The organism is Derxia gummosa DSM 723 (genome assembly GCF_000482785.1).
Classification (GTDB): Bacteria; Pseudomonadota; Gammaproteobacteria; order Burkholderiales; family Burkholderiaceae_E; genus Derxia; species Derxia gummosa.
The window spans coordinates 280,763-298,815 of sequence record NZ_AXWS01000013.1 but is presented as its reverse complement, the minus strand read 5'-3'; the positions used below and the strand labels follow the sequence as shown (position 1 = coordinate 298,815).

The window sequence follows — 18,053 nt, the reverse complement described above, 5'->3', positions numbered from 1 at the left end:
CCCGGATGCTCGCGGCCTGCCGTCAGTGGCAGCCGCCCGGGCCGGTGTCGTCCGGCAGTTGCGCGAGTCCTTCGTCGAGGAGGGCGGCGAGCGCGGCGGCGACGCGGTCCTCGTAGCCGGTGGTGCCGCGCCAGTTCATGAAGGCCGCGCCGGTACGCGCGAGCGTGATGCGGCAATCGACCGGTGGACGGCCGGCGCCCGCGAGCCGCACCGCGAGATCGAGTTCGGCGACGATCACCTTGCCCGGCCAGCGGTCGCGCACCTCGGCGTGGAAGGTCCGCACGCCCAGTTCGAACCGGGTATCCGCCGGCATGCCGGCGGCGCGCGCCGCGAGCGCGGCCAGCGCGTGATCGCGCACGACGTCTTCGATGCGGCCCGCGAGGATGAAGCTCGGATCGACCGATTCGCCGAAGCCGTTGGTGTCGTGGCCGACGCGCACCGGCTTGCCCTCGGGTCGGTTCCGCCGCGCCGGACGCTCGTCGCGCACCTCGATGACGGTGGCGGCCAGCGGCAGGTCGATCGGGCGGATGTCGCGTGCGTGGGTGCAGGCAGTGAGGATGAGCGCGGCGAGCAGGGCGCCCGGGCAGGCGGGCCTGATCGGCAGGCGGAAGGTGGCGGGCATGCGGCAATGATGCGCCGGAAGCGTGGCACCGAAGAAAATTGATATTTGCATCAAGTTCTGGCGTAAAAAGCCAGATTCTTGATACAAATATCAAGATGCAAACCCTTCATGAACTCGGCGAAGCCGTCGCCGCGCATCGCAAGGCGCGCGGCCTGCGGCAGCAGGCCGTGGCCGAACTGGCCGGCATCACGGCCGAATCGCTGTCGCGCTTCGAGCGCGGGCGCGGCGCCGAATTCGGCGCGCGCAAGCTGCTCGCGGTGCTGGCGGTGCTCGGCCTCGAACTCGACATCACGCCGAGCGGCCAGGCCGGCACGCTCGACGAACTGCGCCGCGAGCGCAACGCCTCATGAAGCTCGCCGTGCATGTGCTCGGCCGCGAGGTCGCGGTGCTCGAATCGGCGGGCGACTTCCGCAGCGTGCTCGGCTATCACGCGGGCACCGCGCCCGACGATTTCGTGTCGCTCACGATGCCGGTGCGCACCGAATCCTGGGTGTGGGACGACCAGTTGCCGCCCGTGCTCCAGATGAACCTGCCCGAGGGCTATCTGCTCCAGGTCTTGCAGGAGCAGTTCGGGCCGCACATCGGCGCGAGCCCGCTGGCGTTGCTCACGGTCATCGGCCGCAACATGGTCGGGCGGGTGCGGGTGGCGCCGCCGGGCGCGACGCTCGATCAGCCGGCCAGCCCGGTCGAGGTTGCCGATCTGCTGCGCGGCGACAACTCCGAGGCCGCCTTCGCCGAGTTGGTCAGGCGGCATGCGACGAGCGGCGTGTCGGGCGTGGTGCCCAAGTTCCTCGACGAGGCCGAGGAGGCCGCGCCCGCCGCGCCGCTCATCGGCGGGCACCGCAAGGCGAGCGTCATCACTCGGCGCCACATCATCAAGGGATCGAGCCGGCAGCTGCCCTTCGTCGCGCTCAACGAGCATCTGTGCATGCAGGTGGCGGCGAAGGTGGTGCCGACTGCGCGCACCGAGGTGTCGGACGACGGTCAGGCGCTGGTCGTGCACCGCTTCGACGTGGACGAGGCCGGTCAGCCGCATCTCGGCATGGAGGACTTCTGCGCGCTGCTCGGGCTGCGCCCGGCCGCCAAGTACGAGACGACCTGGGAGCGCATCGCGCGTGCGGTGCGCCATCACGTGCCGGGCGAGCTGAGGCTCGACAGCTTCCGCCGGCTCGCGGCGCTGCTGCTCCTCACCTACGCGCTGCGCAACGCCGACTGCCATGCGAAGAACCTCGCGCTCGTCTACACCGGCCGCGCCGACGCGCGGCTGTCGCCGGCCTACGACCTGCTGAGCACGAGCGTGTACGCCGGCTTCCAGCACAACCCGCCGGCCATCGAGTTCATGGGCCGGAAGACCTGGACGCCGGGCCGCCAGCTGCAAGCCTTCATCGCCGCCGGCTTCGGCATCGCGCCGCGCGAGCAGGCGCTGCTGGTCGAGGCGATCAGCGACGCCGTGGCCGACACCGGGCTGGCCGTGCGCGCGGCGATGGCGACGCACGAGGGCTTTCGCGACATCGGCAAGCGGATGCTGCTGGCCTGGGCCGAAGGTGTGAACGGTCTGCGCGACCGGCGCGTGTACGCGGTCGGCGAGTGGCGGGCGGGGGAGGCGTTCGAGGGCTTCTCGGCGCCGGAGAAATTGAAGGCGGAGACGGAGAGGATCGGGCGGTCGCCGCTGCTCGGGAAGCCGTGAGGCGGTCGGGTTTTTCGGCGGGGCACGCCCGCCCGCCTCACCGCCCCAGCACCGCCTCCCGCCGCCACCGCCCCGGCGGCAGCCCCACATGCTGGGTGAACACCCGCGTGAGATGGCTCTGGTCGGCAAAGCCGCAGGCCGCCGCGATGTCGGCGAGCGGCAGGTCCGAATTGCCGAGCAGCGTCTGCGCGTGCGCGACGCGCTGGGCGAGCAGCCACTGGTAGGGCGTCAGCCCCGTGGTCTGGCGGAAGGCCGCGATGAAATAGCTGCGCGACAGCTCGCAGGCCTCGGCGATCGCGGCGATCGTGATGCTGCCGTCGAGGCTGCCGCGCAGCATGTCCTTCGCGCGCCGCTCCTGCCCGCGCGACAGCATTCGCCGCGTGCGCGAGGTGGCGTGCATGCCGCCGACGTGGCGCTGCACGATGTGCGTCGTCATGGCCACCGCGACCTGCTCGGCGTACAGCCGCGTCGCCGGTGTCGGCCTTGCAAGCGCTGGCAGCAGCGCGAGCGCCAGATGCTCTAGCACCTCGTCGCGCACCCCCGCGACCCAGCCCGGCGAGGCGCCCGGCGGCCCGCCCGCCTCCTCGGCGGCGCGCGCCCAGTGCGCCTGCGGCAGCTCCAGCAGCAGGAAGTCGAAAGGCGTCTTCATGTCGGCGCGGTAGCGCTCGCCGAAATCGCGCAGATAGATCGAGCCGCGCTCGAAGTCCACCGCCGTCGCGCGATGCGACTGGAGGATGCGGCGCCGATGCCCGCCCGCGAGCGACACGCCGAGCAGCATCCCGCGCGAGGACGGCGCGGTCTCGACCACATCGAGATGCTCCGGCCCGGCCGACTTGCGATAGAGCCGCATGCCGTCGAGCGCGAGTTCCTGGCTGCGCGCGAGCCGCGAGGCCTGGCAGCCGAGCGTGTCGGTGGCGCCGGCCACCGGCCGCGATGGGGAGGGCGGCGCCGAGGCGCCTCGGGGAAGTGCTGACACGATCGTCATCGGAACTCCAGTGCGCCATGTGCGGCCGGGCGTCGGGATGCGCCCGGTCCGGGATCGCGCCGGACCGTGCAATGACGGATGCCGGCGCGCAAGCCCCGACGGATTCTGATACGGCCCGGTCCTCGCGCCGTCGCCGCGTCACAAATTCGTGCCCGGCGGTCGGACCCGCGGCGACCGCGCCCGCCTTGCGACAATTCGCGCCCGCCGGCAACCCCTTCAGCGAGAGACACGCATGCGCCAATGGCACACCACCCTCGACATCCGCACGCGCGGCCGGGGCCTGACCGAGATCACCGACGCCATCCGCCCCTGGTTGCGCGGCACCGGCGCGCGCGACGGCCTGCTCACCGTCTTCATCCGCCACACCTCGGCCAGCCTACTGATCCAGGAGAACGCCGACCCCGACGTGCAGACCGACCTAGAAGCGTTTCTCGACCGCCTCGTGCCCGACGGCGACCCGCTGTTCATCCACCGCAGCGAAGGCCCCGACGACATGCCGGCGCATGTGCGGTGCGCGCTGACGGCCACGCAGCTGTCGGTGCCGCTGATCGGCGGGGCGCTCGTGCTCGGGACATGGCAGGGCGTGTACGTGTTCGAGCACCGGCATGCGCCGCACCGGCGACAGGTCGTGTTGCATCTGATGGGTGACTAGCGCCGGCAGCGGTGCAACATCGCGGCTTCACCCACCCACAGGACAAGCACGATGGCCGGCCCCACGCCCGATTTCTGGCAGCAACGCTTCGACACCCGGCAGACCGGCTGGGACCGGGGCGGCCCGAGCCCGCAACTGCTCGCCTGGCTCGACGGCGGCGCGCTCAAGCCCTGCCGCGTCGCCGTGCCCGGCTGCGGCAAGGGCTGGGAAGTGGCCGAACTCGCGCGCCGAGGCTTTGACGTGACCGGCATCGACTACACCGCCGCCGCCGTCGAAACCACGCGCGCCCGCCTCGCCGCCGAAGGGCTGGACGCCAGCGTCGTGCAGGCCGACGTGCTCGCCTACACGCCCACCGCGCCCTTCGACGCCATCTACGAACAGACCTGCCTCTGCGCCCTCCACCCCGAGCACTGGACCGCCTACACCGCGCGGCTCGCGCAATGGCTGCGCCCCGGCGGCGAACTGTTCGCGCTGTTCATGCAGATGCCGCGCCCCGGCGCGATGGACGAAGGGCTCATCGAAGGCCCGCCCTACCACTGCGACATCAACGGCATGCGCGCGCTGCTGCCGGAGACGGTGTGGGACTGGCCGAAGCCGCCGTATGCGCGCGTGCCGCATCCCAACCTGAGCGCGGGGCATGAACTGGCCGCGCGGCTCGTCAGGCGCTGACGCCATGAACGCCGCGCCGCCGCCGCTCACCGTCCTCATCCTCGGCGCGCGCGGCTTCATCGGCCGCCACCTCGCCGAGGCGCTCGCGGCGCGCGGCCACCATGTGCTCGGCACCGCGCGCCGCGCCGGCCCGGCCACGATCGCCGCCGACTTCACGCGCGACCTCTCGCCCGCCGTCTGGCTGCCGCGCCTCGCGGGCGTGGACGTGGTGGTGAACGCCGTCGGCATCCTGCGCGAGACGCCTTCGCAAACCTTCGCGGCCCTGCACGACGCCGCGCCGCGCGCCGTGTTCGAGGCCGCGACGCGCGCGGGCGTGAAGCGCATCGTGCAGATCTCCGCCCTCGGCGCCGATGCCGACGCCCGCAGCGCCTACCACCTCAGCAAGCGCGCCGCCGACGAGGCGCTGCGCGCGCTGCCGATCGACTCGGCCATCGTCCAGCCGTCGATCGTGTTCGGCACCGGCGGCGCGAGCGCGCGGCTGTTCAGCCTCATGGCCGGCGCGCCCGTCACCGCGCTGCCGGGCCGGGGCGAGCAGCGCATCCAGCCCATCCACATCGACGATCTGGTCGCGGCGCTGGTGGCGCTGGTCGAGGGCAGGGCGGCAGAACTGCCGCTCGCGGTGAAGGCCGCCGCGCACCGGTCCCTTGTCGCCGGCGCCGCGCCGCACAGCCTCACGCTCCCCCTCGTCGGCCCCGAGCCGCTCACTCTGCGCGACTGGCTCATCCGCCTGCGCGCCGCCCTCGGCATCGCCGGCCGGCCGCGCTTCCTGCCCGTGCCCGCCGCGCTCATGCGCCCCATCGCCGCGCTCGGCGACCGCTGGCACGCCCTGCCCATCGACAGCGCCAGCCTCGGCATGCTCGAACGCGGCAACACCGCCGACCCGGCCGCCACCACCGCCCTGCTCGGCCACCCGCCGCGCCCGGTCGGCAGCTTCGTCTCGCCCGACCTGCAAGCGCTTGCGGCCCTGCGCGCCCAGCTCGACTGGCTGCTGCCGCTGCTGCGCGTGGCGATCGCGGCGGTGTGGATCTGGACCGCCATCGTCTCGCTCGGCCTCTACCCGGTGGCGGCCAGCCTCGACCTGCTCGCGCGCACCGGCATCACCGGCCAGGCCGGCGTCATCGCGCTGGTCGGCGCCGCGCTGCTCGACCTCGCCTTCGGCATCGCCTGCCTCTGGCCCGGCCGGCCGCGCTGGCTCTGGGCAGCGCAGGCCGCGCTCATCGCCGGCTACACGCTCGTCATCACCTGGCGGCTGCCGGAGTTCTGGCTCCACCCCTACGGCCCCATCCTCAAGAACCTGCCGATGCTCGCCGCGCTGTGGCTGCTGCACCGGCTCGACCGGAGCGCCTGACGCATGGACTACTTCGCGCTCAAGGTCGTCCACATCGTCTCGGCGACCATCCTGTTCGGCACCGGCATCGGCACCGCGTTCTACATGTTCATGGCCGCGCTCACCCGCGACGCGAAGCTCACGGCCGGCGTCGGCCGCCTCGTCGTCATCGGCGACTGGCTGTTCACTGGCAGCAGCGGCGTCGTGCAGATCGCCAGCGGCCTCTGGCTCGCGCACATCGCGGGCTTTCCGATCCTGAGCGGTTGGGTGCTGCATGCGCTGCTGCTCTACGGACTCGCCTTCCTGTGCTGGGCGCCGGTGGTGTGGATACAGATCCGCCTGCGCGACATCGCCCAGACCGCCGCCGATGCCGGCGGGCCGCTGCCGCGCGAGTACTGGCGCTGGCTGGCGGTGTGGGTAGGGCTGGGGATTCCGGCGTTCTTCGCGTTGGTGGTGGTGTTCTGGCTCATGGTGGCGAAGCCGGCGGGCGGGGTGTTCGGCTGACGGCGTTCGGCTGACGGCGCGGGTGGGCTGCCGATGGCGCGGTTCCGGCTCGGGCGCCCGTGCATGGCACGGCACGGTGCGGTGCGGTGTGTGGGCCTTGTCGCGCAAGCGCCCGCGCCGCCCGCCGACAGGCCGCAGGCGCGCCGGCCGGGCGTGCCGGGCGCCGCGCGGCTCCAGCCTGATGCCTGACGCCATCAGCCGAGAGGAACCCCGCCATGAAGACCTGGAACCAGGCCCTGCACGATTCGATGCTCTCCGGAGCGCTCGCCAGCCTTGCCTCGGCGCTCGTCGCCTCCTGGCGCACGAAGCGCGAATCGGGCAGCGCGCCCGCCGCGATGAACGCGACCAGTCACTGGTACTGGGGCGACCGTGCCGCCGCGCGCGACGAAGCCGACGTGAAGCACACCGCCCTCGGCTACGCGACCCACCACGGCGCGACGATGGTCTGGAGCACAGTGTACGAGAAGGCCTTCGGCGAGCGCGCCGAGAGGAGCGCGGTGCATGCGCTGTGCGGCGGCGCGGCGGTCGCGGCGCTCGCATGCTTCGTCGATTACGGGCTCACGCCTAAGCGGTTCACGCCGGGGTTCGAGAAGCGGCTGCGGATGGGGTCGATGGCGGGGGTTTACGGGGCGCTGGCGCTGGGGTTGGCAGCGGCGTCGCTGGTGAGGCGGGGGAGGGGGAGGGCGGTGCGGCCGGGGTTCTTGCGGAGGGTAGAGGATTGAGGAATTGGGGATGGCAATTGGCGGGGGCGTATTGCGGTGGCGGAATGGATAGGAGGGCGGGGATTGCTGGTTTCGGTTGGTTCATTGTGTGCAATACGTTCGCAGGATTGCGGTCGGCGCATATGTTCAGTTTGATCAATGAATTGGCGGAATAATCGTCAATTTCAATCGCCTGCATTCAACTCGGCTACCTGTCATTGAGCGGGACAACTAGCGTCGTTCGACGGCGCTGTGCACGTGCAGTTAGTATCAGCGAATACCCTTATGCCTCGTTGTAACTCGTTGATTGAATGAAGATTTCTTTGGTCTTGTTGGTGGTGTTATTACGCATTGACGGTGTTATCACGCACGACCTGTGGTCGCCGTTGTGGAATGCTGCCTTTGACGTGAGTTTTAGTACTCGGACTGCATTGTCCTACCAGAGGAATCGTTAGTCCAATCAGTAGGTTGCGGTTATGGTTGCGCGTAGGTGTCGCGTCAGGAAAGGTGTTATCCGGCGCGGTGTGCACGATAAAACTAGTTAGGCCTAACATGCAAAGCACCCGCGACTTCACCGTTCTCATGATTGGAGAAACGGTGCTTGTTCTTCAGAAGTTCGAACATTACTTGGCTGCCGTACTTCTCAGCATGGTCACTGCCTCGGAAGCAGATCAAAAGCTCCAGAAAGTTCTACTCCGAGACAAGGAGACGCTCGGCCGATTGATGAAGCACTTCGCGGAACGTACTGAATTGCCGGAGCACTTCTCAGACACATTCGATGAACTTCTTGAGAAGCGAAATCTGTTTGTACACAACCTCTTCATGGCGCCGTGGTTTGACATCAAGACACCGGATGGCTGCAGTCGGCTTCAGGAATACATGAAAGAGATCCGCGTAGCCGCAAAAGTGGCGTTTCACGTAATGATCGCCGTTTCTCTGGGGCGCCCGGCTGTTCCGCAAAGCAAAGAAGTAGAGCAACGCATCGCTCACATTCTCGACAGAATTCAAGCGACCGCTGAACCCTACTTCGGTGAACTCACGGAGGAACAGTACGTTGCGAAGGTTGTACAGAATGCAGTTGAAACATTCAGTCCGAAGCCGGGCGAGGCCTAACCCCTCCATCGAGCGGACGTGCCACGGCAGGCTTCGCCTGCCGCGTCACGCCGCTCATGTCGAACGTTAGCCCTCAATGACGGGCTCTTCCTTCTACATCAAGGTGAAATATGCTTGAAGGACAATTTTCTTTAATTAGTTTTGTTGCAGGTGCGTCAGCGGTGACGATAGTAGAGATTGCAAGCTACTATTTCGGAACATACAGCGGTTCAAAACAAATTAAGGAGATCACACAAAAAATAGATGCTGCGGAATCCAAATCTAAGGAGGGGCCGGAAAATAGCAAGGCTTCGTGGGATGTTGCCAGACTGACCTTAGAAAAACATTTTCTTCAAAATATTGAACAGGCATCCCTCATCTATAAACTGAGTCTCTTATCGATGATATTTGGCTTTGGCATAATAATGTTTGGTGTAGTTCTTTCATACACCCAGCCCGCAAACAATAATTCCGGCATACTCGCAGCCGTTAGCGGAGTCGTTTCTCAATTTATTGGGGCAACTTTTTTACTTTTATATAAATCCTCAATTAATCGTACTGAAACCCAAATGAAGATGATGGAGCGGATCAACTCTGTAGGCATGGCCATGCAGATACTGGACACGATGACCGAAATTTCCGCCCCCAATGATTTAAAATCAGCAACCAAAGCCAAGTTAATTGAATCCTTTGTCAACGGATCATATGCATCCAAATTGGCATCCGATCAAAATAAAGAATTAAGTTAAAATACTGGTGATCAGGTGCACTCCAAATTTCTGGCTAACAATCCGGTCCAGCGGACAGTCCGCCAGCTACGCTGTCGGCCTGCCGCTGACCTCCGTCTACAAGGGCTTCCCCGTCTGTCAAGAAAAGCCGGCCCCGACCTGAATGATTGCAGGCTCACGAAAAACCAGCCATTGAATCACGGCATTCGGCGAATCGTTCAATAAGGACTGACAGCGTCGAATCGGCAAGGAAAGGACTGCGAAACTACAACCGGTCTTTGCGAGGCAATCAAATCACCTCTGACCCTGATGAAAGACGCGCGCAGGGGCCTCGATCGTTAGCCGGGCTTGGCAATTACGCCATCCCCCAGAATTCAACAGGCCATCCCCGCGCAGGTCCAACCTTGCACATCAACGCGTGCAGTCACGCGAACGAACAAGCCGGTACTGCTCAATCAAAAATGTAGATCGGGGCCGATGTGGAAATCGTGTCAGGCAACTGGTGCAAAGGATTCACCTTTTGCCAGCATCGCCCAGGCCATGCGCGCGTTTTTCGCCGCGATTGCCACCACCGCGCGCCAATAGCCGCGTCGCTCGGCAATCGACATGGCCCATCGACTGATTCGGTCGGTCTTCTCCTTCGCACTCGCCAATACGGCACGGGCACCCAGAATGAGCAGCGTTCGCAAATAGGCATCACCGGCCTTCGTGATTCTTCCGAGCCGGGCTTTGCCACCCGAACTGTATTGCCCCGGCGTCAATCCCAGCCAGGCCGCGAATTGCCGCCCCGCCCTGAAATCATGACCATTGCCAATGCTGGCGAGAAGCGCACTGGCTGTCGTCGGACCAATGCCGGGCATTTCCATCAGGCGCTTGCTGCGTGCATCGGCACGGGCCGCCTCCCGGATCAGTACGTCGTATTCACCGACGCGATCGTCGAGGAAATGCAGATGCGACAGCAGATCGCCGATGGCCCGCTGCGCGTAGCCCGGCAAGCCATCAAGCGCAGCACCGGCTTCCCGGCGAACGGTTTGTGCCTTGAGCGCCAGCACCACGCCAAATTCGCTGAGCAATCCGCGCAGACGATTGATCGTCGCGGTTCTTTCCTTGACCAAGCCGGTGCGCACCCGATGCAGACAAAGCACCGCCTGCGCATGCTCGGATTTGATCGGCACGAAACGCATGCTCGGCCGGCTGGCCGCCTCGCAAATGGCTGCCGCATCGGCGGCGTCATTCTTTCCGCGTTTACCCGACATTCGATAAGGCGCAACCAGCTTCGGCGCCATCAATCTGACCGTATGACCGAACCGCTCGAACTGCCGTGCCCAGAAATGCGCGCCCGAGCAGGCTTCCATGCCGATCACGCACGGCGGGAGAGCTGCAATCGCGCCGAGCAGTTCCTTCCTGCTGACCTTCGGCCTCACCAGAATCGCCTTGCAGGATTCATTGACGGCATGGAGTGCTAAAACTTGCAGCGCAAGATCGATACCAACTCGCATATGGACTTCGCTACCTTCGAAAATAAACGTGATGAGTCGTGAGAAACTCCTCGTGGCACGTCAGTGCCGTTCAGCGGCTTCTGCGCCGCAGCTTCGGGACGGGAAAGTCCCTTTTATTCGTTAGAACCCATAGGGGGAACAGTGCCGCTTATTGCTTGTCCGGAATGCAAGGCCCAGGTCTCTGACCAGGCTGATAGTTGTCCTCACTGTGGCTATCCGCTAAAGCGCGATCGAGAAGCCGCAAAGGCTTTGCCGCCCACTGCTTCACCGAAGTCACTGCTGGCGGACAACCCCTACTACTCGGAAACCGGAAGCGCGGGCTCAACTTACGCGCCTCCTCCGGCTCCGCAGGTTGTGAAGTCGGCAAGAAGCCGCGGCGTTTACATCATCCTCGCACTATTCTTTGGCATGCTTGGTGTCCACAATTTCTATGCTGGCTACCTAGGACGGGGCTTCGCGCAGTTGCTCACGGTGCTGATTCTTGGTTGGTTTGTGATCGGGTTTGTGATCGTCTTAATCTGGGTTGTCATCGAGTGCTTTACCGTAACGTACGACGCAGCGGGAGATAAGCTGACGTGACCGAAACGAGTTCTAACTCAACCGTCGACACGGACGCACAGCGGCGAGGGGCCGCGTGGCGCACGATTTCACAGAGCGCCACGCGGCCCCTCGCCGCTGTGCGCCGGTCACGGCGTTCGTGTTTCGCAATGAGAATGGGCTCGAAACTCGAATCGCGGTCACGTGGTATGTCGATGCGGATCGGGCCGTCGTCGGTGAGGACGGTCTTTTCGCTCTTGCCGTTGCGGCGGGTGGATTGCTCGGCGGGCTTGGCCTCGCCGGAGGAATAGCCGAGGTGATGGTTCAATTCACCACCGAGCGCGCGTTCGATCAGGGCCTTCTTGAAAGCGAGCGACGCGGCGTTGATCGCGTCGGCGGTCATCGGGCCATTGCCCAATTGATCGAGCAATTCCTTCGGAATCGTCGGGAGATTGGCGTAGGCTGCGGTGGCTTTGGCCTTGCGGGTCATGGCGGCTCCTTCAGGGAGGGGTTATGCCGCAAGCACGAAATTTCTGACAGGCCCCCGTGAGCTAGCACGTTAGACCACTCTTCGAAATGTCGAATCTAATTCCATCGCCGTTAATTAGCGCAGTCGCCGACATTGTGGCTGAGCGAGAGACGCATGCCTCGCTCGATAGCCTATTTCTGCATGGTGGTGCGCCGGAAGAACCTCCGGCAGGCAGCAAGCATGTCAAAGCACTTGAGTGGCTTCGACGAACAAATAAGGAATGTGCCAATCCGCTTCAAGTCCTCGGTCGAATCATTGAGGGCTACATGGAGGAGCCGCCACCCACAGCTAGTCCCTTTGACGACTTTCCTCCGGCTACGGTCACGCCGGAGCAGGACAAGATCAACAAAGCACTAGCCCGCTATGAACTGAAGTACATGCGGGGCGGGCACATTGTCGCTTCGCTCGGGGCGCCAACAAGAACCCTCGAAGAGTTCATTCGAGGCCGCGACATCCCATCCATCGAGCAGGAATTTCATCGTGCGATGGAAAATGTCGAATCAGGTCCGCGAGAGGCTGTCTCTGCAGCAAGCAACATCCTTGAATCACTGTGTAAGGTCCACATCTCAGAAGAACAGATCGACATGCCAGCCAAACAGGATTTGAAGCCTGTTTGGACCATTGTTCGCAAGCATTTGGGCTTTGATCCAAGCATCGTTGAAGACCAAGACCTTCAAACCATCCTAACGGGGCTATTTGCCGTCGTTGATGGCATCGGCGCCCTCCGAACACATGCAAGTTCAGCGCACGGCGCAGGCAAGAAGTCATACAAGCTGGAGCCACGTCACGCCAGGCTTGCAATACATGCAGCCCATACCGTTGCGCTTTATGTCATTGAGTCGTGGGACAAAAGGAAAAAATGAGCCGCCCGTGGTCTAACTGTCGGTTCAACGCGGACGCCAACACTGGCCATGCCTTTGGCATTTTCATGGCCAGTGTTGGTGCCCTCCGCGCTTCACGCTCCGGCGCCGGTTAACCTTGGCGTTAATCAGCTTATGGTCCCGCCGCGCATTGTTGAAAGTGATCTTCTTGAATAGTCCGTCGAAGTCGTCGTCAACGCCTGGAATGGAAACATCATTCCTTGGCGGCTCCTGCTTCCTCAATGCGTATCCGGTGCCATCAACGCCTTGACGGCTATCAGCCTTTCTTGGAATTCGGTCGGCGTTGTCTTATACCTTGGCGGGCGCTGTTGTCATCTCGGTAAGTCGATACCCGTCAAGGCCATCATTCACGTCGCTGGAAACAGCATGCTTTGGCGCTCATCAAGGTAGTTCATTCAGAGCAGTTGGCCGCACGGCTTGGTTGACGCGCTACCGGCTCGTGCCGGTTTGCTGGCATGGTCTGCCGTGCAGACATGGAATATCCAACGCCAAAGGGGAAGAGCGACTTGGATATCGGCTTTCGCGCTACCCGCATCCTCTTTATTTGCGGCAAGAACCGCCTGCGCAGTCCGACCGCCGAGCAGGTATTCTCGAAATACCCCGGCTTCGAATGCGCCTCGGCCGGGGTGAACCACGATGCCGACAATCCCGTGACGCCCGAGCTTCTCAAATGGGCAGAAATCATTTTCGTCATGGAGAAGGCGCACCGCAGCAAGCTTTCGCAGAAGTTCAGAAAGCATCTCGGCAAGGCCCGCATCGTCTGCCTCGACATTTCCGACGACTATCAATTCATGGACCCGGCGCTCGTCGAAATTCTCGAATCGAAGCTGCCGCGCTTCCTGCCGAAGGCATGAATTGCGGCGTCACCTTGCCGTCTCTCATCCCGCCCCAAACACCTCGGCAGCCACCCCCGCCACCTCCCGCCGCAAAAACCCCACCAGCGGATCCGACCGATCCCGCCGGTGACTCACCATCGACACCGGAAACTCCACCTCCGCATCCGCGAGCGGCGCGAAGCGCAGATCGGCCAGCCCGCCGAATAGCGGCGTCATCAGCTCCGGCACCAGCGCGACGAAGGGACTGCGCCGCAGCACGAACGGAATCGACAGCGGCGTCGCGGTGCGCACCACCACGCGCCGCTTGAGCCGTGCCCGCGCGAAGGCGCGGTCCACCAGCCCCGGCCCCTCGCCGCCGTAGCTCGTGTGGATGTTGGGCAGCGTCGCCACCTGCGCGAGCGTGACCGGCGCGTCGAGCCGCACCAGCGCCGGGTTGAACACGCAGACGAAGCGCGCCACATGCAGCGCCTGCTCGTCATGCACCGCGCGCGCCTCGCCGAAATAGCCGACCGCGAGCCGGATCTCGCCGGCGTCCAGCCGGTCGAGCTGCTGCGAGGCCGGGATCGGCTGCACGCGCAGGTCGAGCCGGGGCGCGAGTTCGCGCAGCCGCGCCGTGAGGCCGGGCAGCAGCAGCGCCTCCAGCGGATCGTTGAGCGCGAGCCTCACCTCGCCGGCGAGCCGGGCCGGGTCGAAGCGCTCGGCTGGCGTGGTCATGAGCCTCACCTCGTCGAGCAGGGCGCGCACGCGCGGCGCGAGTTCGAGCGCGCGGGCGGTTGGCACCATCGCCGCGCCTTCGCGGTAGAGCAGCTCGTCGCCGAACATCTCGCGCAGCCGGGCGAGTGCCGCGCTCACCGCCGGCTGGCCCAGATGCAGCCGCGTCGCGGCGCGCGTGACATTGCGCTCGGTGACGAGGGCGTCGAAGGCGACCAGCAGGTTGAGGTCGAGCCGGCGGAAGAGGGCGAGATCGGCATTGTTCATGCCGATATTCTCCATCAGGCCAATCGATTTCCTTGATGACTGGCGGCTGCCTAGACTCGGCCCTTTGCCGTCCAGGATGCCGTCGATGTCAGCTGTTCCCGCCGCCAGTTCCAGTCCCTCGCCGAGCCTGTCGGACGGCAGGCCGACGGCCGCGACCGGCGTCGCCGGCGCGCCCGCGACGGCCGCGCCACTGCGGACGCGGCTGCTCGGCATCGGCGCGCTCACCGGCGTCGAGCTGCTCGGCAACGGCATGGTGATGTTCAGCGCGGCCCAGCTCATGCACGCGCTCGGGCTGACGGCCGCGCAGTTCGGGCTGGCCTACACGCTCTACGGCGTGGCCGCGATCGTGATGCTGTGCAAGCACCGCTGGATGGTCGAGCGCCTGGGCTACCGGCGCTTCGCGGCCGGCTCGCTGCTGGTGCATGCGGCCGGCAGCCTGGTGTGCGCCTGCGCCGACGGGCCGGCGCTGTTCATGCTCGGGCGGCTGCTGCAGGGGCTGGGTGGCGCCACCTTCTTCACGGCCGGGCGGCTGGTGGTCAACACGCTGCCGCCGGCCAACCGGCTCGCGGGCATGAAGGCTTTCGTGACGGGCATGTTCACGGCGTCGGCGCTGGCGCCGCTGCTGGCCGCGCTGCTGCTGGAGACGGTGGGCTGGCGCGGGCTGTTTCTGGCGGCGCTGCCGTGGGCGGCGGTGGTCACGCGGCTCGCGTTGCGCCATCTGCCCACCGACATCACGCCGCCCGAGGCGCGCTCGCAGGCGCACTGGGGCTGGCTGCTGTGGCTCGCGGTGGGCAGCTTCGGGCTGCAATACGCGATCCAGGCGATCGGCGTGGCGCCTGCCGAGCTGCCGATGCTCGCGCTCGTGGCCGGCGGCTCGGCCGTGGCGCTGCTGCCCTTCGCCTGGCGCCAGTGGCATCACGAGCGGCCGCTGCTCGACTATCGCGGCCTCGCGCGGCAGCGCTATCTGGTCGGGCTGTGCCTCTACTTCGCGGGCTATGCGCTGATCGGCGCGAGCGGCCTGATGCTGCCCTGGCTGCTGCATGTGGCCGGCGGCGTGGGCCTCGGCGCGACGGCGCTCGTGTGCTCGGCCAGCGTGGTCGCGAGCCTCGCGATGGCGCTCTTCCACCTGATGTACGGCCTGCGCTGGCCGCGCCACCGGGTGTGGATGCTCGTGGGGCTGGTGCTGGTCGGCGCCGGCAATCTGGCGATCGCGCGCACCGGCACCGAGGCGCTGCCGTCGATGGTGTGCGCCGGGCTGCTCGTGGGGCTGGCGCTGCCGCTGTTCATGGGGCCGGTCGCGCTCAACACCTTCATCGAGCTGCCGCCCGAGGTGCTGTCGCATGCGACGCAGGTGAAGAACGTGGTGCGGCAGCTGGGGCTGTCGTCGGGCATCGCGCTGGCGACGTTCTCGCTGCATGTGTTCGCGGGCGGGGAGGGGGCGCGGGCGGGCATGGGTGGCTGGATCGCGGATGCGCTGCGCGGGCTGGCGGCGGCCGGGGGTGAGGCGGATGGGCTGGTGGCGGCGCGGTTGGTGTTTGCGCTGCTGGCGGTGGGGGTGTTGCCGCTGGGGGTGGTGGTGGCAGGGCAGCGGGTGATTCGGTGAGGGGGGCGGCTCCCTGTGCATCTGGCGGTGGAGGTTGGTGTCGTGTCCGGTCATGCGCCGCGTGCAATCGGGAGGCGCGCGGTTTGGGCGTGAGCGTTGAAGCCGCCGGGCGCGATGAACGCCAGGAGGCACTGGTACTGGGCGAGCAGGGCGTCGCGCGCGACGAGTCCGGCGCCAGCCACACCGCGCCTGGCTACGCCCCCGCCCCGGCGCGACGAGGGTCTGGGGCACGGTGCGCGAGAAGTTGGTGGTCGAGCGCGTGGGGAAGAGTCCGGTGCATGCGCTGTGCGGCGGCGCGGCTGGTGAGTGCCCGCGACCGGCGGGATTGGGATTGTGGAAAATTGGTAGGGCGTATTGCTGTGATGTAATGGATCAAATTGCAGGAATTGGCGGTGTCAGTTGATTTGCCGTATGCAGTACGTTCGAGGGATTGCGGTTGTTGTAGGTGTTCAATCTTATAAATGAATCGGTGGAATCATCGTCAATTTCAAACGCGTGCATTCGGTTCGGCTGGCTGATATCGAGCGTGATAGGCAGCGTCGTTCGAAAGCGCTATGCATTGGCAGTTGGTATCCGTGAATACACTTATGCTTCACTGCAAGTCATTGATTGCATGAATCTTCCTTTGGTCCTGTCGGTGGCGTTATCACGCATGGACGGTGTTATCACGCGCGACTTAAGGTCGCTGGTGTGGAATGCTGCCTTTGGCGTGAGTTTTAGTACTCGGACAGCATTGTCCTTGCCACGGAATTGTTAGTGCAATCATTGAGTCGCGGTTATGGTTGCGCGTAGGTGTCCCGTTGGGCTCGGTGTTATCCGGCGCGATGTGCACGATAAAACCAGTTGGGCTTGGAGAGACTTTTACCAATGAAAAAAATCATTGATTTCATAAAACTAACCGTGTGGACTGCGGAGTTTGCTTGGAAGATCGTCACATTTTTGATTGTTGCGGCAGGCGGAACCACTGCAGGCTTGCTAGCGTCGGGATTAGAGGTTTTTAATAGTTACGGGTGGCTAGCATGGTTCGGTGTGGCCTTGCTCGCTGCTTTGATTACAGCCCTTATTATCTATCTTGTTCGAGCCAGTCAGCTTGCCTCAGCCGAAGCAGCGGTTGCCTCCGCTATTGCCGCGAAATCCTCGCAGATAAACCCACTTCTATCGAGTTTCTCCGACGTTGTAATTCATCTGGCTGACTTGCATTTGCCTGGAAGGCAAGTGCATGAACATAAGCAATTTCGTCGTTGCAAGTTTGTTGGTCCAGGAGCAATCGCGTTAATAGGTGGCACGTTTGTTCGTAGCGGCTTCTACGAAATAGGCCACATTCTTATCATACCAGACAACACATTCGTTTCCGGAATTACTGTTCTTATGAATTGCACGGTTGAGGACTGTGAGTTTTTCCGGACTGCCATATTGATTCCCCGCGCACAGGCAGAGACATTCCAGAAAATTCCAGGCGTGCAGGTCGCAATCTGAGGGTGGGGCGAATAATACGAAGCCCAACCCATCATTCCACCGGACCGCCTCCGGCGGCCGGTGAATTAAAACGTTGGGCGTCTTCCAAATTTGCCAACGAGTGAGGAATGCAGATGAAACCGTGGGAGGAAAAGCTTGTTGCTCTTTGGAATTGGGCTACCAAAGGCAGGCGATCGTGGCTCTCAATCCCATTATTACTGGTCTTCGTGCTCCTGCCGGCACTTGGCGGATTCGTAAAGTCCTACCAAGAACTCTTCGCTAAAATTGCGCCTTACTTTCACTCTAAAGAAACGCATCTGTCTCAAGACGAAAAAGATCTGTTAGATCAAGAAGAATGGGGGTTAATAATTGCAAGGGCGAACTCTGAAAGTGATGCCGAGAAAAAGAGAAACGACTTCATGGATGCCTATCGACAATCTGGTCATCGTAATGTTGCGGGGCAACTCATTTGGAAAAATGACGTGCTGATCGTTAGAGATCCAGGGGAAGCTGGTGTTTGGTTGGTCGCAATTGATATGTATCCAGGCCCTGCTTCACGTGAGCAGCTTCAGCAGGGGGTCTTGGAAATGATCGAATCTGAGCGTGCTACGGGTACCCGGGGGGAGCCTTTGCAACGCTGGTTGAATGGCAGTGCCCCCTATCGTTTTACGAAGGCAGAATTCGAATTGACTTACGGAAATATTATACCGTGACGCCTAACAAACGCTTCGAGCGGGACGCTCCAACAGCCGGCTTCGCCGCCTGTTT

19 protein-coding genes and 1 pseudogene are annotated in these 18,053 nt (G+C 64.1%); 15 read left to right on the top strand and 5 right to left on the bottom strand.

Annotated elements, in window-relative coordinates:
• Window positions 1-22: 22 nt before the first annotated feature.
• Window positions 23-622: a hypothetical protein gene (locus tag H566_RS0112015; protein WP_028311631.1), complete on the bottom strand. Its 600-nt coding sequence runs from the start codon at window positions 620-622 to the stop codon at window positions 23-25.
• A 95-nt stretch (window positions 623-717) separates the two neighbouring features.
• Here H566_RS0112015 and H566_RS0112010 point away from each other — a divergent pair, with 95 nt between their 5' ends.
• Window positions 718-972, top strand: a complete 255-nt coding sequence (locus tag H566_RS0112010) for a helix-turn-helix domain-containing protein (protein ID WP_028311630.1) — start codon at window positions 718-720, stop codon at window positions 970-972.
• Window positions 969-2,309 (top strand): type II toxin-antitoxin system HipA family toxin, encoded by a 1,341-nt coding sequence (locus H566_RS0112005; RefSeq protein WP_028311629.1) that lies wholly within the window; start codon window positions 969-971, stop codon window positions 2,307-2,309. The genes H566_RS0112010 and H566_RS0112005 overlap by 4 nt, the downstream gene beginning before the upstream one ends.
• A 37-nt stretch (window positions 2,310-2,346) precedes the next feature.
• Here the strand turns inward: H566_RS0112005 and H566_RS0112000 are convergent, their stop codons facing one another.
• Window positions 2,347-3,294, bottom strand: a complete 948-nt coding sequence (locus H566_RS0112000) for a helix-turn-helix transcriptional regulator (RefSeq protein WP_169732526.1) — start codon at window positions 3,292-3,294, stop codon at window positions 2,347-2,349.
• 232 nt (window positions 3,295-3,526) lie between these two features.
• Between H566_RS0112000 and H566_RS0111995 the strand changes: the two genes are divergently transcribed.
• The 7 genes from H566_RS0111995 (at window position 3,527) to H566_RS29005 (ending at window position 8,988) form a co-directional block, all read left to right on the top strand.
• A complete protein-coding gene (locus H566_RS0111995; protein WP_028311627.1) occupies window positions 3,527-3,946 on the top strand; it encodes a secondary thiamine-phosphate synthase enzyme YjbQ in 420 nt (139 codons plus the stop codon).
• A 51-nt stretch (window positions 3,947-3,997) separates the two neighbouring features.
• Complete coding sequence (locus H566_RS0111990; RefSeq protein ID WP_028311626.1) at window positions 3,998-4,615, top strand: methyltransferase domain-containing protein; 618 nt, start codon at window positions 3,998-4,000, stop codon at window positions 4,613-4,615.
• A gap of 4 nt (window positions 4,616-4,619) precedes the next feature.
• Window positions 4,620-5,963, top strand: a complete 1,344-nt coding sequence (locus tag H566_RS0111985) for an SDR family oxidoreductase (protein WP_028311625.1) — start codon at window positions 4,620-4,622, stop codon at window positions 5,961-5,963.
• A 3-nt stretch (window positions 5,964-5,966) separates the two neighbouring features.
• Entirely contained in the window at window positions 5,967-6,446 is a 480-nt protein-coding gene (locus tag H566_RS0111980) for a DUF2269 family protein (RefSeq protein ID WP_028311624.1), read from the top strand.
• Between the two features lie 215 nt (window positions 6,447-6,661).
• Window positions 6,662-7,168, top strand: coding sequence for a hypothetical protein (locus H566_RS0111975; protein ID WP_028311623.1), 507 nt, complete (start codon window positions 6,662-6,664; stop codon window positions 7,166-7,168).
• A 531-nt stretch (window positions 7,169-7,699) separates the two neighbouring features.
• Complete coding sequence (locus H566_RS29010; protein ID WP_156924407.1) at window positions 7,700-8,260, top strand: hypothetical protein; 561 nt, start codon at window positions 7,700-7,702, stop codon at window positions 8,258-8,260.
• A 110-nt stretch (window positions 8,261-8,370) separates the two neighbouring features.
• A complete protein-coding gene (locus tag H566_RS29005; protein WP_156924406.1) occupies window positions 8,371-8,988 on the top strand; it encodes a TRADD-N-associated membrane domain-containing protein in 618 nt (205 codons plus the stop codon).
• Between the two features lie 470 nt (window positions 8,989-9,458).
• Here H566_RS29005 and H566_RS0111970 read toward each other — a convergent pair whose 3' ends face one another.
• Window positions 9,459-10,466 carry an IS110 family RNA-guided transposase gene (locus H566_RS0111970; RefSeq protein WP_034411506.1) on the bottom strand — a complete coding sequence of 336 codons (1,008 nt, stop codon included), beginning with the start codon at window positions 10,464-10,466 and terminating at the stop codon, window positions 9,459-9,461.
• Between the two features lie 63 nt (window positions 10,467-10,529).
• Between H566_RS0111970 and H566_RS30485 the strand changes: the two genes are divergently transcribed.
• Window positions 10,530-11,045 carry an NINE protein gene (locus H566_RS30485; protein ID WP_211238081.1) on the top strand — a complete coding sequence of 172 codons (516 nt, stop codon included), beginning with the start codon at window positions 10,530-10,532 and terminating at the stop codon, window positions 11,043-11,045.
• 109 nt (window positions 11,046-11,154) lie between these two features.
• On the opposite strand, the pseudogene H566_RS28325 reads toward H566_RS30485, so the two are convergent.
• Window positions 11,155-11,493 (bottom strand): annotated as a pseudogene (locus H566_RS28325) (transposase); the annotation flags it as partial.
• An 86-nt stretch (window positions 11,494-11,579) separates the two neighbouring features.
• Here H566_RS28325 and H566_RS28320 point away from each other — a divergent pair.
• Window positions 11,580-12,395, top strand: a complete 816-nt coding sequence (locus tag H566_RS28320; protein WP_084545025.1) for an abortive infection family protein — start codon at window positions 11,580-11,582, stop codon at window positions 12,393-12,395.
• A 491-nt stretch (window positions 12,396-12,886) separates the two neighbouring features.
• Complete coding sequence (locus H566_RS0111955) at window positions 12,887-13,267, top strand: low molecular weight protein tyrosine phosphatase family protein (RefSeq protein WP_051378682.1); 381 nt, start codon at window positions 12,887-12,889, stop codon at window positions 13,265-13,267.
• 24 nt (window positions 13,268-13,291) lie between these two features.
• On the opposite strand, the gene H566_RS24695 is transcribed toward H566_RS0111955, so the two are convergent.
• Window positions 13,292-14,227, bottom strand: a complete 936-nt coding sequence (locus H566_RS24695) for a LysR family transcriptional regulator (protein WP_034411686.1) — start codon at window positions 14,225-14,227, stop codon at window positions 13,292-13,294.
• Window positions 14,228-14,312: 85 nt separating this feature from the next.
• Between H566_RS24695 and H566_RS0111945 the strand changes: the two genes are divergently transcribed.
• From H566_RS0111945 to H566_RS28985, 3 genes are all read left to right on the top strand, one after another.
• Complete coding sequence (locus tag H566_RS0111945; protein ID WP_169732525.1) at window positions 14,313-15,830, top strand: MFS transporter; 1,518 nt, start codon at window positions 14,313-14,315, stop codon at window positions 15,828-15,830.
• A gap of 867 nt (window positions 15,831-16,697) precedes the next feature.
• Window positions 16,698-17,306 (top strand): hypothetical protein, encoded by a 609-nt coding sequence (locus tag H566_RS28990; protein WP_156924405.1) that lies wholly within the window; start codon window positions 16,698-16,700, stop codon window positions 17,304-17,306.
• 107 nt (window positions 17,307-17,413) lie between these two features.
• Window positions 17,414-17,998 carry a hypothetical protein gene (locus H566_RS28985; protein ID WP_156924404.1) on the top strand — a complete coding sequence of 195 codons (585 nt, stop codon included), beginning with the start codon at window positions 17,414-17,416 and terminating at the stop codon, window positions 17,996-17,998.
• Window positions 17,999-18,053 lie beyond the last annotated feature (55 nt).